Origin of the sequence: Burkholderia crassaminum (assembly GCF_964265005.1) — a bacterium.
In the GTDB taxonomy this organism is placed as follows: domain Bacteria; phylum Pseudomonadota; class Gammaproteobacteria; order Burkholderiales; family Burkholderiaceae; genus Burkholderia.
Map to the genome: position 1 here is coordinate 3,238,822 of NZ_OZ183799.1, position 15,436 is coordinate 3,254,257.

Annotated in this window: 14 protein-coding genes and 1 pseudogene; 10 read left to right on the top strand and 5 right to left on the bottom strand. The window is 69.7% G+C overall.

What is annotated here, in order from left to right:
* Positions 1-272: 272 nt before the first annotated feature.
* From ACPTTF_RS15020 to ACPTTF_RS15065, 10 genes and pseudogenes are all read left to right on the top strand, one after another.
* Positions 273-926, top strand: coding sequence for a hypothetical protein (locus tag ACPTTF_RS15020; RefSeq protein WP_423371606.1), 654 nt, complete (start codon positions 273-275; stop codon positions 924-926).
* Positions 927-990: 64 nt separating this feature from the next.
* Entirely contained in the window at positions 991-2,745 is a 1,755-nt protein-coding gene (locus ACPTTF_RS15025; RefSeq protein WP_423371607.1) for an AMP-binding protein, read from the top strand.
* Complete coding sequence (locus ACPTTF_RS15030) at positions 2,742-3,719, top strand: acyl-CoA synthetase (RefSeq protein ID WP_423371608.1); 978 nt, start codon at positions 2,742-2,744, stop codon at positions 3,717-3,719. The genes ACPTTF_RS15025 and ACPTTF_RS15030 overlap by 4 nt, the downstream gene beginning before the upstream one ends.
* Complete coding sequence (locus tag ACPTTF_RS15035) at positions 3,716-4,372, top strand: outer membrane lipoprotein carrier protein LolA (RefSeq protein ID WP_423371609.1); 657 nt, start codon at positions 3,716-3,718, stop codon at positions 4,370-4,372. The genes ACPTTF_RS15030 and ACPTTF_RS15035 overlap by 4 nt, the downstream gene beginning before the upstream one ends.
* Positions 4,372-6,843 carry an MMPL family transporter gene (locus ACPTTF_RS15040; RefSeq protein WP_423371610.1) on the top strand — a complete coding sequence of 824 codons (2,472 nt, stop codon included), beginning with the start codon at positions 4,372-4,374 and terminating at the stop codon, positions 6,841-6,843. The genes ACPTTF_RS15035 and ACPTTF_RS15040 overlap by 1 nt, the downstream gene beginning before the upstream one ends.
* The gene (locus ACPTTF_RS15045) at positions 6,840-7,733 is read left to right on the top strand and encodes a polysaccharide deacetylase family protein (RefSeq protein WP_423371611.1); all 894 of its coding nucleotides are present in this window, start codon (positions 6,840-6,842) and stop codon (positions 7,731-7,733) included. Before ACPTTF_RS15040 ends, ACPTTF_RS15045 begins: the two co-directional genes overlap by 4 nt.
* A 63-nt stretch (positions 7,734-7,796) precedes the next feature.
* A complete protein-coding gene (locus ACPTTF_RS15050) occupies positions 7,797-9,008 on the top strand; it encodes a beta-ketoacyl-[acyl-carrier-protein] synthase family protein (protein WP_423371612.1) in 1,212 nt (403 codons plus the stop codon).
* Between the two features lie 8 nt (positions 9,009-9,016).
* Entirely contained in the window at positions 9,017-9,832 is an 816-nt protein-coding gene (locus tag ACPTTF_RS15055) for a beta-ketoacyl synthase chain length factor (RefSeq protein ID WP_423371613.1), read from the top strand.
* Positions 9,832-10,336: pseudogene (locus ACPTTF_RS15060) on the top strand (hotdog family protein). The gene ACPTTF_RS15055 and the pseudogene ACPTTF_RS15060 overlap by 1 nt, the downstream one beginning before the upstream one ends.
* Entirely contained in the window at positions 10,320-10,667 is a 348-nt protein-coding gene (locus ACPTTF_RS15065; protein WP_423371614.1) for a hypothetical protein, read from the top strand. Before ACPTTF_RS15060 ends, ACPTTF_RS15065 begins: the two are co-directional and overlap by 17 nt.
* Before the next feature lie 89 nt (positions 10,668-10,756).
* Here ACPTTF_RS15065 and ACPTTF_RS15070 read toward each other — a convergent pair whose 3' ends face one another.
* From ACPTTF_RS15070 to ACPTTF_RS15090, 5 genes are all read right to left on the bottom strand, one after another.
* Positions 10,757-10,963, bottom strand: coding sequence for a hypothetical protein (locus tag ACPTTF_RS15070; RefSeq protein ID WP_166963644.1), 207 nt, complete (start codon positions 10,961-10,963; stop codon positions 10,757-10,759).
* 109 nt (positions 10,964-11,072) lie between these two features.
* Entirely contained in the window at positions 11,073-11,816 is a 744-nt protein-coding gene (gene phbB / locus ACPTTF_RS15075; protein ID WP_166963646.1) for an acetoacetyl-CoA reductase, read from the bottom strand.
* Positions 11,817-12,033: 217 nt separating this feature from the next.
* Positions 12,034-13,215 (bottom strand): acetyl-CoA C-acetyltransferase, encoded by a 1,182-nt coding sequence (locus ACPTTF_RS15080; RefSeq protein WP_423371615.1) that lies wholly within the window; start codon positions 13,213-13,215, stop codon positions 12,034-12,036.
* 293 nt (positions 13,216-13,508) lie between these two features.
* Complete coding sequence (phaP, locus tag ACPTTF_RS15085; protein ID WP_166965006.1) at positions 13,509-14,093, bottom strand: TIGR01841 family phasin; 585 nt, start codon at positions 14,091-14,093, stop codon at positions 13,509-13,511.
* A gap of 499 nt (positions 14,094-14,592) precedes the next feature.
* Positions 14,593-15,357 carry a ParA family protein gene (locus ACPTTF_RS15090; protein WP_423371616.1) on the bottom strand — a complete coding sequence of 255 codons (765 nt, stop codon included), beginning with the start codon at positions 15,355-15,357 and terminating at the stop codon, positions 14,593-14,595.
* Between the last annotated feature and the right edge of the window lie 79 nt (positions 15,358-15,436).

Sequence of the window (15,436 nt, forward strand, 5' to 3'; positions counted from 1 at the left end):
CCATACAATCGGTTACAAAACCCGTTCGCGCCCGCCCCGAACACGCGGTGCCGCGGCCCTAAAATGAGCGTGCCCGACCACCGGCCCGGACCTGCATCCCGGCCGCCATTCATATGATGTTTGACGGCCCGACCCTCGCGTCCGGCCACGATCCGCCCGATGTCGCCAGTCATGCCGCACCCGCCCTTCCGCTCCGTTCCGGTTCGCCTCTCCGCCCGCTGCTGCCCGGCTGCCGGTAGCGGGTGCCTGCGCCGTGCGTGTGGAGGCCACCGATGAGCCGGCTGCTGCCTGTCGCGCGCGGCGTCGCCGCGGTCGGCGCCGTCGCGGTGTACCAGGCCGGCGCGCACTACGCGGCCGCGACGCCCGGCGCGCACGGCTTCGGCCTCGCGATGGCGCTCGTGCCGCCGCTGCTGCTCGCGCTCGGCGCGGCACTGCGCTCACCGCTTCGCATCGGGTTCGTGCCGGCGTGGCTGCTGGTCGCCGCCGCACTGTGGACCGCGCGCGTGCCGCTCGCCCGGCATTTCGAATGGGGCCTGTACCTGGAACACGCGAGTTTCAACCTCGCGATGGCGCTGCTGTTCGGCCGCACGCTCGCGGCCGGCAAGGTGCCGCTGTGCACGCGTTTCGCGACGATGATTCACAGCACCATCACGCCGGCCGTTGCGCACTACACGCGGCAGATCACGCTCGCGTGGACGCTGTTCTTCGTCGCGATCGCCGCCGTGTCGACGCTGCTGTTCGCGACCGCACCGATCGTCACGTGGTCGACGTTCGCGAACTACCTGTCGCTGCCGCTCGTCGCCGTGATGTTCGCGGCCGAGCATGCGTGCCGACGCTTCGCACTGCCGCACGAACCGCGGCCGCGCATGGTCGATGCGGTGCGCGCGTATCGCGCGACGACACACGCCTCGCAGGCGTCACGATGAATTCACGGCCGGCGCGCCGCCGCAACGCGGCCGCGCCGGCTTCCGCTCCTGTTTAGACCGTTTTATGCCGACTCACCCGCTGGTTTTCCATTCGTCACCGGACCAGACGATCGCCTGGCGCGACGGCGTGCCCGTCACCGTGCGCGCGTTCGTCGCCGACGTCGCGCGCGTGGCCGCCGCGCTGCCCGCCGGCGCGCACGTGTTCAACGTGTGCCGCGACCGCTACCGCTTCGCGGTCAGCCTGTGCGCCGCGCTCGTTGCCGGCAAGGTCAGCCTGCTGCCGTCGACGCACACCCCGGAAATGGTCCGCCAGCTCGCCTCGTTCGCGCCCGACGCGTTCTGCCTGCACGACGCGCCCGACTGCACGATCGACCTGCCGCGCTTCGCGTACCCCGATGCCGCCCCCGGCGAGCTTGCGAGCGATGCGCCGTTCGCCGTACCGCAGATCGATGCGGCGCGGATCATGGCCTACGTATTCACGTCCGGCTCGACCGGTGCGCCGGTGCCGCACCGCAAGACCTGGGGCTTCCTGGTCGGCTGCGTGCGCGCAGCGGCCGACCGCCTCGGGCTGCTCGACGGCCGCGCGGCCACGCTGATCGGCACGGTGCCCGCGCAGCACATGTACGGCTTCGAGTCGACGGTGCTGCTCGCGCTGATCGGCGGCCTCGCGTTCAGCAACCGCCAGCCGTTCTACCCGGTCGACATTCGCGACGAACTCGACGCGATCCCGCAGCCGCGCGTGCTCGTCACGTCGCCCATCCACCTGCGGGCGCTGCTGGCGGCCGGCCATGCGCTGCCGCGCGCGGCGCTCGTGCTGTCGGCCACCGCCCCGCTGTCGGAAAAGCTCGCGTGCGAAGCCGAGGCCGCGCTCGACGCGCCGCTCGTCGAGATCTACGGCAGCACCGAAACCGGCCAGATCGCCACCCGTCGCACGTCGCAAGGCGCGACGTGGGGGCTGTTCCCGGATATCCGGCTCGACGCGCGCGACGAACCGGAAAGCGACGACGGCGAGCCGACGATCTGGGTATCGGGCGGGCACGTCGAGGCGCCCGTGCCGATGGGCGATGCGCTCGAACCGCTCGGCGACGGCCGGTTCCTGCTGCACGGCCGCAAGGCCGACCTCGTCAACATCGCCGGCAAGCGCACGTCGCTCGCTTACCTGAACCATCAGCTCAATGCGATTCCGCAGGTGATCGACGGCGTGTTCTTCATGCCCGACGAAGCCGCGCCGGCGCACGCCGACGCGGGCCTCGAACCGGTCACGCGCCTCGTCGCGCTGGTTGTCGCGCCGACGCTCGCGGCAGCCGATCTGCAGCGCGCGCTGCGCGAGCGGATCGATCCCGCGTTCATGCCGCGCCCGCTCGTGTTCGTCGATGCGCTGCCGCGCAACGAAACCGGCAAGCTGCCGCGCGACGTGCTCGCCGCACTCGTTGCGCAGCATGCGCGCGCGGCGGCCGTGCCAGTGCCCGCGCCCGCGCCCGCGCCCGATCCGGCCGACACACCCGCGCTCGGGTTCACGATTCCCGTCGATCACCCGGCACTACCCGGCCACTTCCCCGACCATCCGGTGGTGCCGGGCGTCGTGCTGCTCGATCACGCAGTCCATGCGATCGGCACGGCGCTGAAGCGCCCGCTGCACACGTGGCGGCTCGGGTCCGCGAAATTCCTGAGCCCGGTCGCGCCGGGCGAACCGCTCGATCTCGCGTACGACGCCGCGCCCAGCGGCGCGATCCGCTTCACGCTGCGTGCCGGGTCGCGCGAGGTCGCGAGCGGCGTGCTGTCCGCGCCGCCGGCCGCGCAGGATGGCGTGCAGCCATGAAGCGCACCGCGTGGGCCGAGCGCCAGGAACGCAGCAACGCCGGTCTGCTGCGCACGATGACGTGGATCTCGCTGCGCTTCGGCCGGCAGCGCGCGCGCGTCGTGCTGCACCTGATCGCGACGTACTTCGTGCTGTTCTCGCCGGTCGCGTGCGCCGCGTCGCGCGACTACCTGCGCCGCGTGCTCGGCCACCCCGCGCGCTGGCGCGACGTGTACCGGCACGTGTTCACGTTCGCGGCAACGATCCACGACCGCATCTACCTGATGAACGGGCGCTTCGACCTGTTCGACATCCGGCTGCACGGCGAAACGCTCGTCGATGACGCGCTCGCGGGCGGACGCGGCGCGTTCCTGATGGGCGCGCATCTCGGCAGCTTCGAGGTCGTGCGCGCAATCGGCCGCACGCATCCGGACCTGCGCGTCGTCGTGACGATGTACGAGAAGAACGCGCGCAAGATCAACGCGACGCTCGCCGCGGTGAATCCCGCCGCGCAGCCGGAAGTGATTCCGCTCGGGCAAGTCGACTCGATGCTGAAGGTGCGCGAGCGCCTCGACGCGAACTGCATGGTCGGCATGCTCGCCGACCGCACGCTGCTCGACGACGCGGCCGCGTCGCTGCGGCGGCTGCCGCTGCTCGGCGCACCGGCCGCGTTCCCGCTCGGGCCGCTCTACATGGCCGCGATGTTGAAGCGGCCGGTGATCTTCATGACGGGCCTCTATCGCGACGGCAACCGCTACGATGTGCACTTCGAGACGCTCGCCGATTTCTCCGACGTGCGGCGCGACGCGCGTGCGGCGGCCGTCGACGCGGCACTCGCGCGCTACGTCGCGCTGCTCGACAAGTACTGCCGCGAGGCACCGTACAACTGGTTCAACTATTTCGATTTCTGGCACGGCAGCGATGCCGCGACCGCGCACCGCGACGCCGCACGCGCCGGTGCCGGCCTGTCCGCCACGAAGGATTCCGACGCATGACCGCCGTTCGCCGCCGCCTGCCCACGCTCACGCCCGCGCTGCATCGCGCCGTCCGCACGCTGGCCGCCGCCATCGCTGCCAGCACCGCCGCGATCGTGCTGGCCGCCACGCCCGCGCAGGCGGCCGACACCACGCCGGCGTGGACTCTCGACCGGCTGATGTCGACGCTCGCGCAGCACAAGTCGGGGCGTGCGACGTTCACCGAGACGAAGTACCTGTCGATCGCGACGCAGCCGGTCGAATCGTCCGGCGAACTCGTGTTCGTCGCGCCCGACCATCTCGAGAAACACACGCTGAGCCCGAAGCCCGAACACCTCGTCGTCGACGGCGACATGCTCACCGTCGAGCGCAACAACCGCAAGTACACGCTCGCACTCGCGCGCTATCCGGAACTCGGCGCGTTCATCGACAGCATCCGCGCGACGCTCGCCGGCAATCGCTTCGCGCTCGAACAGGTCTACAAGGTCGCGCTCGCCGGGCGCGGCGACGACTGGACGCTGACGCTCACGCCGCTCGACTCGCGGATGCTGAAGGTTGTCAGCACGATCACGCTCGACGGCTCGCGCGACCTGTTGCGCAGTGTCGCGATCCGGCAGGCCGACGGCGACCGTTCGGTGATGCGCCTGCAACCCGTTCCGGCGAACCCGAACTGATGGACGAGCGCACCCGGCCCCCTTCGTCGCCGGTCGCCCGCCGCCTGCACGCGCTGCGTCAGCGCGCGGTGCTCGTGTGGCTGCTCGCGCTGCTCGCGTGCGGCGTCGCGATCGGGCGCGCGCACTTCACGGCCGACCTGTCCGCATTCCTGCCGAGTTCGCCGAGCGCCGGGCAGCGCGTGCTCGTCGACCAGTTGCGCGACGGCATCGTGTCACGGCTGATCCTCGTCGCGATCGACGGCGGCGATGCGGCCACGCGCGCCGCACTGTCGCGGCGCGTTGCCGCCGCACTGCGCACCGACCCGCAATTCGCGGCCGTGCACAACGGCGAAGCCGCGAACGACGCGCGCGACCGGCAGTTCATCTTCGATCACCGCTACCTGCTGAGCCCGGCCGTCACGCCGCAGCACTTCAGCACCGCCGGCCTGCACCAGGCACTCGGCGAGAGCCTCGACCTGCTGAGCTCGTCGGCCGGCCTCGTGGCCAAGGCGATGCTGCCGCGCGACCCGACCGGCGAAGTCGCCACGCTCGTCGACCAGCTCGACAGTGCTGCTGAACCGGCGAGCCGCGACGGCGTGTGGGCGTCGCGCGACGGTACGCGCGCGGTGCTCGTCGTGCAGACGGCCGCCGCCGGTTCCGATACCGACGCCCAGGCCCGCGCGATCGACACGGTGCGCCGTGCGTTCGCCGCCGCAAAGCAGGCCGTGCCGAACGCCGCCGCGGCCACGCTCGCGATGACGGGCCCCGGCGTGTTCTCGGTCGACACGCGCGACACGATCCGGCACGACGTCGAACGGCTGTCGACGGCGAGCGTCGTGCTGATCGTCGCGCTGCTGCTGACGCTGTACCGCTCGCCGCGCACGCTCGCGCTCGGCTTGCTGCCGGTGCTGACGGGCGTCGCTGCGGGAATCGCGGCGGTCAGCGTCGTGTTCGGCACGGTCCACGGGCTGACGCTCGGCTTCGGTACGACACTGATCGGCGAAGCCGTCGACTATTCGATCTACCTGTTCGTGCAATCGGCGCAGGCCGGCACGCGCGGCACGGGGCGCCCGGCCGACGCGACACGCGCATGGATCGCCGCGTACTGGCCGACGATCCGGCTCGGCGTGCTGACGTCCGTGTGCGGTTTCGCGTCGATGCTGTTCTCCGGGTTCCCGGGCCTCGTGCAACTCGGGCTGTATTCGATCGTCGGACTGGCGGCCGCCGCGCTCGTCACGCGCTTCGTGCTGCCGCACCTGCGCGGCGAGCATGTCGCGATCCGCGACGTGTCGCGCGTCGGCGCCGTGCTCGCGCGCGCGGCCAATGCCGCGCCGCGGCTGCGCTGGCCGCTCGCCGTGCTCGTGGTCGCCGCGGGCGCGACGCTCGTGCTGCATCGCGACAGCCTGTGGAGCCGCGAGCTCGCCGCGCTGAGCCCCGTGCCGGCGCAAGCGCAGGCGCTCGACGCACGCCTGCGCGCCGACGTCGGTGCGCCCGACGTGCGCTACCTCGTCGTGATTGCCGCACCGACCGAACAGGCCGCACTCAAACGCGCTGAACAGGTCGCCGCGCAGTTGCAACCGCTCGTCGACCAGGGCGCGCTCGCGGGTTTCGAAAGCCCCGCGCGCTACCTGCCGAGCGACGCGGCGCAGCGCGCGCGCCTGGCGAGCCTGCCGGATGCCAACGTGCTCGCCGCGCGGATGCGCGACGCCGTCGCGAACCAGCCGATATCGGTCAAGCCCGACCTGTTCGCGCCGTTCATCGCCGACGTCGAGGCAGCACGCCACGCGCCGCTGCTGACGCGCGCGGACCTGCGCGGCACGTCGATGGCGCTCGCCGTCGATGCGCTGCTGACCGAACGTGACGGCCGCTGGAGCGCGATGCTGCCGCTGCGCGCGCCGGATGCCGCCCGCGCCGCGCAACCGGCATCGAGTCTCGATGCAACGACGATTCGTGCGGCCGTCGGACGCGCGGGCGTGCCCGATGCGCTGTTCGTCGACATGAAGGCCGAAGCCGATCGCCTGTACGTGAGCTATGTGCACGAAGACATCCGGCTGTCGCTCGCGGGTTTTGTCGCGATCACCGTGCTGCTGCTGATCGCACTGCGCTCGCCGCGCCGTGTCGCGCGCGCGCTCGCACCGCTCGTCGCGGCCGTGCTGGTCGTGACGGCCGGCTTCGCGCTCGCCGGCGTGCAACTGACGATCCTGCATCTGGTCGGGATGCTGCTGATCGTGGCGGTCGGCTCGAACTATGCGCTGTTCTTCTGCAAGCGCGACGACGCGCAGCCCGTTACGCCCCACACGCTCGTGTCGCTGCTGATCGCGAACCTCGCGACGGTCGCCGGCTTCGGGCTGCTGGCGCTGTCGCGCGTGCCGTTGCTCGAAACCTTCGGGCTGACCGTCGGCCCGGGTGCGATGCTCGCGCTCGCGTTCGCGGCGATTCTCGCGCCGCGCACGGCCGCAGCCGGCAACCGTCAGCTAGGAAGCCCCGCATGAATGCACCGTCGTCCGTTCCGTCGCGACAGCCCGGCGATGCGCGCCGCTGGAAGCCCACGCCGCTGATCGCGGGCACTGCCGCGCTGCATGCGGGCGCGGCAGCCGCCGTCGTCGCGCAGCCGGCCGCGTGGCCGTGGGCGGTCGGCGGCGTGGTCGCGTCGCATCTCGCGCTGACCGCCGCCGGCCTGTGGCCGCGCAGCACGCTGCTCGGGCCGAACTGGACGCGCCTGCCGCCCGGTGCCGGCCGCCGGATCGCCTTGACGATCGACGACGGCCCGGACCCGGACGTCACGCCGCGCGTGCTCGACCTGCTCGACCGTTACGACGCGCGCGCGACGTTCTTCTGCATCGGCGATCTCGCGCGCCGTCATCCGCGCTGGATCGAGGCGATCGTCGCGCGCGGTCACGCGATCGAGAATCACAGCCAGCGGCACCGGCACACGTTCTCGCTGTCGGGGCCCGCCGCGCTGCGGCGTGAGATCGTCGCCGCGCAAGAGACGCTGACCGAGATCGCCGGTACGCGCCCGCTGTTCTTCCGCACGCCCGCCGGCCTGCGCAATCCGTTTCTCGAACCCGTGCTGTGCGAACTCGGCCTGCAGCTTGCGAGCTGGACGCGGCGCGGCTTCGACACGCGCGCACGCGATGCCGCGACCGTCACGCGCCGCCTGCTGCACGGTCTCGCGCCGCGCGACATCCTGCTCGTGCACGACGGCCACGCGGCGCGCGACGCGCGCGGCGAACCGGTCGTGCTCGACGTGTTGCAAGCGGTGCTGCGCGCGGCCGACGACGCGCTGCTGCACTGGACCACGCTGCGCGCGGCGCTCACGCCCGAACCGCCCGCCGGGCCAGGCGAGCCGGCCGGTTCGGCACCCCCGTTTGATAAAATCTGACCTCGAACGGCGCGCCCGCCAGCCCCGCTGCGGCGCCCGTTCCGGCCACCGGATGCGACCCTCGTGAAACCTCTCCTGCTCTCGCACTTCACCGCCACCAGCTGCATCGGCCGCGGCCTCGACGCGACCCTCGATGCGCTGCGCCACGCGCGCGGCGGGCTCACGCCCTGCGACTTCGAGCGGGCGGATCTCGACACGTGGATCGGCGCGGTGGACGGCGTCGATGCGCAGCCCGTGCGTGCCGACCTCGCCGATTTCGAGTGCCGCAACAACCGCCTCGCACAGCTCGGCCTCACGCAGGACGGCTTCGACGCACGCGTCGCGGCGGCCGTGGCGCGCCATGGCGCGGCGCGCGTCGGCGTGTTCGTCGGCACGAGCACGGCCGGCATCCTCGAGACCGAGCACGCATACCAGCGCCGCGATCCGGCAAACGGCGCACTGGCCGCCGACTTCCGCTACGCCCACACGCACAACCCGTATTCGCCGGCCGCGTTCGTGCGCGCGTTTTTCGCGCTGCGCGGGCCGGCGATGGCGATCTCGTCCGCATGCTCGTCCGGCGCGAAAGTGTTCGGCTCCGCGCGCCGCATGATCGAGGCGGGATTGATCGATGCGGCCGTCGTCGGCGGCGTCGATTCGCTGTGCCTGACGACGCTGTACGGTTTCAATTCGCTCGAACTGCTGTCGCGCCGGCCGTGCCGTCCGTTCGACGTCGCGCGCGACGGCATCTCGATCGGCGAGGCCGCCGCGTTCGCGCTCGTCGAACGCGTGCCCGACCCGCCCGCCACGCTCGACGCCGATGCGATCCTGCTGCTCGGCATCGGCGAATCGAGCGATGCGCATCACATGTCGTCGCCGCATCCGGACGGGCTCGGCGCACGCGTCGCCATCGAGCTGGCGCTCGCGTCCGCCGGCCTCCGCGCGAACGACATCGACTACGTGAACCTGCACGGCACCGCGACGCCCAGCAACGACGCGGCCGAAAGCCGCGCGATCGGCGCGCTGTTCGCCAGCACGCCGTCCAGCTCGACGAAGGGCGCAACCGGCCATACGCTCGGCGCGGCGGGCGCGCTGGAGGCGGTCGTCGCCGCGCTCGCGCTGCGCGAGCAGTTCGTGCCGGCCGGCGTCAACACGACGCAACCCGACCCGGCACTCGTCGCCGACTACGTGCTCGCGAGCCGCGATGCGCGCGTGCGCACCGTCCTCTCCAATTCGTTCGGCTTCGGCGGCACGAATTGCAGCCTGATCCTCGGCCGCGCCGACCCCGCACGCCGTTGAGGCCCGCCATGACACTGACCGCCTTCATCGAAAGCATCGGCCTCGTCGGGCCCGGATTGAACGACTGGCCGCACGCGGCCGACGTGCTCGCGGGACGCGCGCCATATGCGCCGGCCCGCACCGAGCTGCCGCCGCCGGCTGGCCTGCCGTCTGCCGAGCGGCGCCGCACGGGCCCCGTCGTGCGCGTGGCGCTCGCGGCCGGCCACGAAGCTGTGGCCGCAAGCGGACGCGACGCCGCGGCGCTCGCGACCGTGTTCAGCGCATCGGGCGGCGACGGCCAGAATTGCCACGCGATCTGCGAAACGCTGGCCGGCGACGATCGCCAGCTGTCGCCGACGCGCTTCCACAACTCCGTGCACAACGCACCGGCCGGCTACTGGAGCATCGCGACCCGCGCGATGGCGACGTCGAACGTGCTCTGCGCGCACGACGGCAGCTTCGCCGCCGGGCTGCTCGAAAGCCTGTGCCAGGTCGTGGTCGATCACGTGCCGACGCTGCTGATCGCGTACGACACCGACTATCCGGAACCGCTGCGCGCGGTGCGGCCGATCGGCGACGCATTCGGTGTGGCACTCGTGCTCGCGCCGGAAGCAAGCGAACGCGTGCTCGCCCGCATCGACGTGCAACTCACCGACGCACCCGCGACGACGCTCGCGCATGCTGAACTCGACGCACTGCGTGCCGGCAATCCGGCCGCGCGCGTGCTGCCGCTGCTCGAGGCGCTCGCCGCGCGGCGTTCGACGCGCATCGTGCTCGACTACCTGGCCGATACCCGCGTGCAGGTCGATGTCGCGATGCCGGATACGTTCGCGGAGCGCGCGTGATGACCGCGACGACCCCGCTCGCGCCGCCGCTCGACCACACGTGGATCGCCGCGCACATTCCGCACGACGGCGCGATGTGCCTGCTCGATACGGTCGATGCGTGGGATGCCGCCCGCATCCGCTGCACCGCGACGAGCCACCGCGATCCGCACAACCCGCTGCGCTCGCACGGCCGGCTCGCATCCGTCTGCGGAATCGAATACGCGGCGCAGGCGATGGCCGTGCACGGCGCGCTGCTCGGTGCGCAGGAAGCGCGTCCGCGCGTCGGTTATCTGGCGAGCGTGCGCAACGTCGACGCGTTCGTCGACCGGCTCGACACGTTCGCGCAGCCGCTCGTCGTCGAGGCGGAACGCGTGAGCGGCGACGCCCGCTCGGTGCTGTACGGCTTCGCGCTGCGCTGCGGCGAGCGCGTGCTGCTGTCCGGCCGCGCCGCGGTGATGCTCGATGCATCGGCGCCCGGCACGTTTCGTGCCGGCACCCGCCGGCCATGCGAATCCTCGATGAAGAGGCTTACCCAACGGAAGGAAACCAGGTCGTGAAAGTTCGTCAGTTCATTGGCACCGCGCTCGTTCTGGCGCTGATCAGCCCGATCGCGCACGCGGACATGTCGGAAGTGAAGCAGGACATCAAGCGCGATTCGAAGGAAGCCGCGCACAAGACCGGCGAGGCGGCCCGCAGCTTCGGCCACGCGACCGCGAGCGCCGCGAAGGCGGTCGGGCACGGGGTCGCACACGTGTCGCGCGAAGGCTGGGACGCCACCAAGCGCACGACGAAGCGGATCTTCCACAAGAACGACTCAGGCGAGTCGGGTGGAAAAAGCGAAAAGAGCGATTGAGCACGGGCATCGCGCGCATCGCCGGTGGCATGCGCGCGATGCGTGACCGCTCTCAACGATGATACGTGACTGCCGCCATGTCGCCGCCGTCAACGCGCGCCGCGCATGCGGCGTGCCGGCCTTGCCCGCACGCGCGCGAAGCACTTGCCGTACGCGACGAGCCAGCAATCGCGATGATCGAAGTTCCGCAGCAGCCGCGCACGGCGCCGCTCGAGCCAGTAGAGCGAGATCGCCATCGTCAGCGCGACGGCCAGTGCCGCGCCGCCGATCGCGAGTCCCATCCAGGTGTCGCTCATGCCTTCTCCGGAATGCGGGGCCGCATCGGCACACCTGCGCCGCTGCGGCACTTGGAACCAGCGAATCACGGCCCGGCACGTGCGCGCACACCATCCGGGCCGCCGCGCGTCAGTGCATGTGCTGCCCGCCGTTGATCGCGATGTTGGAACCCGTCACGAAGCCGGCCTCCTCCGAGCACAGGTACGCCACCAGCGCCGCGACTTCCTCGGGCTTGCCGAGTCGGCCCGCCGGAATCTGCGGGAGGATCTTCGAGTCGAGGATGTCCTGCGGGATCGCCGTGACCATCTTCGTCGCGAGGTAGCCCGGCGACACCGTGTTCACCGTCACGCCCTTGCGCGCGATCTCGAGCGCGAGCGATTTCGTGAAGCCGTGCATGCCGGCCTTCGCGGCCGCGTAGTTGGTCTGGCCGACCGAACCCTTCGAGCCGTTCACCGACGAGATGTTGACGATGCGGCCCCAGCCGCGCTCGATCATGCTTTCGCAGACCGGCTTCGTCATGTTGAACACGGAATCGAGGTTCGTGCGGATCACCGCATCCCAGTTGACCTTGTCGAGCTTGCGCAGCGTCATGTCGCGCGTGATGCCCGCGTTGTTCACGAGAATGTCGACCGGGCCGACATCCCGGGCGATCTTCTCGATGCATTGCTGGCACGAATCGTGATCGGCCACGTCCACCGGATACGCGTGGAACTCGCGGCCGGCCGCATGCATCTCGGTCAGCCAGCGGTCCGCGCCGGTGTTGTTCGGCGAATACGTGACGACTACCCGGTGGCCCGCGTCGTTCAACCTGATGCTGACCGCTTCGCCGAGGCCGCCCATTCCACCAGTCACAACTGCAATTCGCTTAGTCATCCTATAAATTACCGACAAAAAAGTAATCGATGAAGGCGGGGCGACGGCATCACACATGCTGCCGCCCCACCGCTTCGATGCGCAGCCGCCCGCGTCGCGGACGCAGCACGCACCGGCACCTCGCGCTTGTTCTTGACTGCTTGTCGTGCGCGAAAACCGCTTCACCCACGCGCGGCGCCGGCCGGCGCCGCACGTGGGACGAATCGTCAGACCCCGCTCAGGCGCGCTCGACCGCGAGCGCGACGCCCATCCCGCCGCCGATGCACAGCGATGCCAGCCCGCGCTTCGCGTCGCGCTTGGCCATCTCGTGCAGCAGCGTCACCAGGATCCGGCAGCCCGACGCGCCGATCGGATGACCGATCGCGATCGCCCCGCCGTTCACGTTCACCTTCGACGTGTCCCAGCCCATCTGCTTGTGCACCGCCAGCGCCTGCGCCGCGAACGCCTCGTTGATCTCCATCAGGTCCAGATCGCCCGGCGTCCAGCCCGCGCGCTCCAGGCACCGGCGCGATGCCGGCACCGGGCCCATCCCCATCACGCTCGGATCCACGCCCGCGTTCGCGTACGCCTTGATCCGCGCCAGCGGCGTCAGACCCAGCGCCGCCGCCTTCTGCGCCGACATCACCAGCACCGCCGCCGCGCCGTCGTTCAGCCCCGACGCGTTTGCCGCCGTCACCGAGCCGTCCTTCGAGAACGCCGGCTTCAGCCCCGCCAGCGATTCCGCCGTCACGCCGTGACGCACGAACTCGTCAGTCGCGAACTGCAGCGGCTCGCCCTTGCGTTGCGGGATCGACACCGGCACGATCTCGTCGTTGAAGCGGCCGGCCTTCTGCGCGGCTTCCGCCTTGTTCTGCGACAGCGCCGCGAATGCGTCCTGCTCTTCGCGCGTGATCCCGTATTCCTTCGCGACGTTCTCCGCCGTGATGCCCATGTGGTACTGGTTGTACACGTCCCACAGGCCGTCGACGATCATCGTGTCGACCAGCTTCGCATCACCCATCCGGAAACCATCACGCGAGCCCGGCAGCACGTGCGGCGATGCGCTCATGTTCTCCTGGCCGCCCGCGATCACAATCTCCGCGTCGCCCGCGACGATCGCGTTCGCCGCCAGCATCACGGCCTTCAGGCCCGAGCCGCACACCTTGTTGATCGTCATCCCCGGCACTGCCACCGGCAGCCCGGCCTTGATCAGCGACTGCCGCGCCGGGTTCTGCCCGGAACCGGCCGTCAGCACCTGGCCCATGATCACTTCGCTGACCTGCTCGGGCTTCACGCCCGCACGCTCCAGCACCGCGCGGATCACCGTCGCGCCCAGCTCCGGCGCCGCAATCTTCGCAAGCGAACCGCCGAATTTGCCGACCGCGGTACGCGCGGCCGATACGATCACTACATCCGTCATGTCCAGTTCCTGCATCGAAATCAGTTCGTCGTTCTGACGCCGGCGCGAGCCGGTCTCGGCTGGCGATCGCGCTCCTCGGGCCATCCGGCGCGATAGCGGTCGCATGCCTGCGTACGGCGGACAGCACCCGTTCGCACGGGCGGCGCACCAGTACGGCTCGCCGGGTCACCGGCGCCTTGCGGCAAACCGGACGTGCGCCGGACACCGCGCGGCACACGCGGCGTCCGGCGCCATCCGGCGCCGATCAATCGTGTCGCGCCGGTGCGCGACACGTGCTTGCGCGGCTACGCGGGTTACGCAGCCGATTCGCGTGCGGCCGCGGTGTCCTTGCGCGCGGCGGCAGCCGTTTGCTTCGCACCACGCGTTGCCGTTTCGCTGACCGCATCGAAACCGCTCTGTGCGGCTTCGATCGCCTGCCCCGTCGCTGCGCGCACGGAGTCGGCCGCGGCGGTCGCCGCGGACAGCGCCGAGTTCAGCGCGGCCACCACCGGCGCCGAGCCGGCCGGTGCGTGCTTCGACAGTTCGCCCAGCACGTCTTTCAGGCGCTTGTCGTTCTGTTCGTATTGCGCTTGCGCGACCTTCGCCCATTCGGACTGCGTCGACACGGCGATGTCGAACAGATGACGGCCGTACGAGACGGCCTTGCCGGCCGCTTCCTGCGGCGCGGCGACCTGCTGCGCGAAACCCGCGGCCGGGTTGCTGCTGTTGAACGCGTTCTTCAGCTTGTCCTCGTATTCCTCGAGCGCCGTCCGGGCCGCTTGCAGGTTGAGTTCGACGACAGCCTCGAAACCTTGGATCGCCGGACGGGCGATCGCAAACCACGCGGCGATACCGGACTGATAATCGGCGTTGAGTTTTTCGGGGGCAAATACGGACATCGGGCACGCTCCTGTTAGCAATGCGAGAGACGACGTAAGGAAAATTGGAAGCCGGAACAACAGCAGACTTCCTTATTGACAACCCGCTACTTATTTGAGAACGGGAAGATGAAGGAGCCCATTCTAGATCGATTAATTGTCAATTAAATGGCATTAATAGTAGGTGTAAACCCTTATCTTGATCCATGACAACCGCTGGAGCCCTTGTTGCGCCGACATCGCAGACGAGGCCGCATGTCGCTCTGTCCCGCAATGTATTTTTACCTTTTTACAGGATAGCGGATGATGACCTCACGCAACATTTACCAATCCATTATTCCGTTTATTAGAAAACCGGGGCACATTGAAAATGGAGCGGTCATCCATGTAATCGTTTTTTCTGGATTTATTATGAAATCGTTTCCGGGATTATTAATGATGGAATCAATGATCGGATGAATTGCGGGTCGAAATAAAAAATGGCCGCATGATGCGGCCGTTTCGTCGGGCAGGCGCGGGATCAACCGGCCAGTTCGCGATGCAGTGCGAGGAACTCCTGCGCGAGCTTGTGCCCGGGTTCCAGATGGATCACCGGCTTGGACTGCTGATGCGACTCGCGGATCTTCACCGATGCCGACAGCCGCGACGCGAGCACCGGCAACCCTTCTTCGACGAGTTCGTCGACCAGCCGCTGCGGCAGGCTCGCTCGCGGCTGGAACTGGTTGATCACGATCCCTTCCACCTCGAGCGCCGCGTTGTGGTCCTGCTGGATTTCCTTCACGTTCTCGAGCAGCGTGTACAGCGCGCGGCGCGAGAAATCGTCGCAGTCGAACGGGATCAGGCAGCGCTCGACCGCGATCAGCGCCGAGCGCGTATAGAAATTCAGCGCGGGCGGCGTGTCGATGTACACGGCGTCGTACGTGTCGAGCTCGTTCAGTGCGTCGCGCAGCTTGTAGATCTTGTAACGCGATTCGAGCTTGCCGTGCAGCGTGTCGAGATCCGGATGCGCGGGCATCACGTCGAGCCCTTCGAACGGGGTCGGATGGATGAACGACGCGACGTCGACCGGACGGAAGTTGAACGTCAGGGCGGTTTCGAAGAAATCGGCGACACCCGGCTGCGCGTCGGGCGCGGCGTCGCCGAGCAGGTAGCGCGTGGAGTTCGCCTGCGCATCGAGGTCGATGACGAGCGTGCGCAGCCCTTCGCTTGCGCTGATCGCCGCCAGGTTGCAGACGATCGTCGATTTGCCCACGCCGCCCTTCTGGTTGAATACGACCCGCCGCATGGTGTCTCCTCGATCGAAAACGTCGAAAGGAGCAGCTTAGCCGGTCAATTGTGGCGACCGCGTGACGCAGGTCGAATTG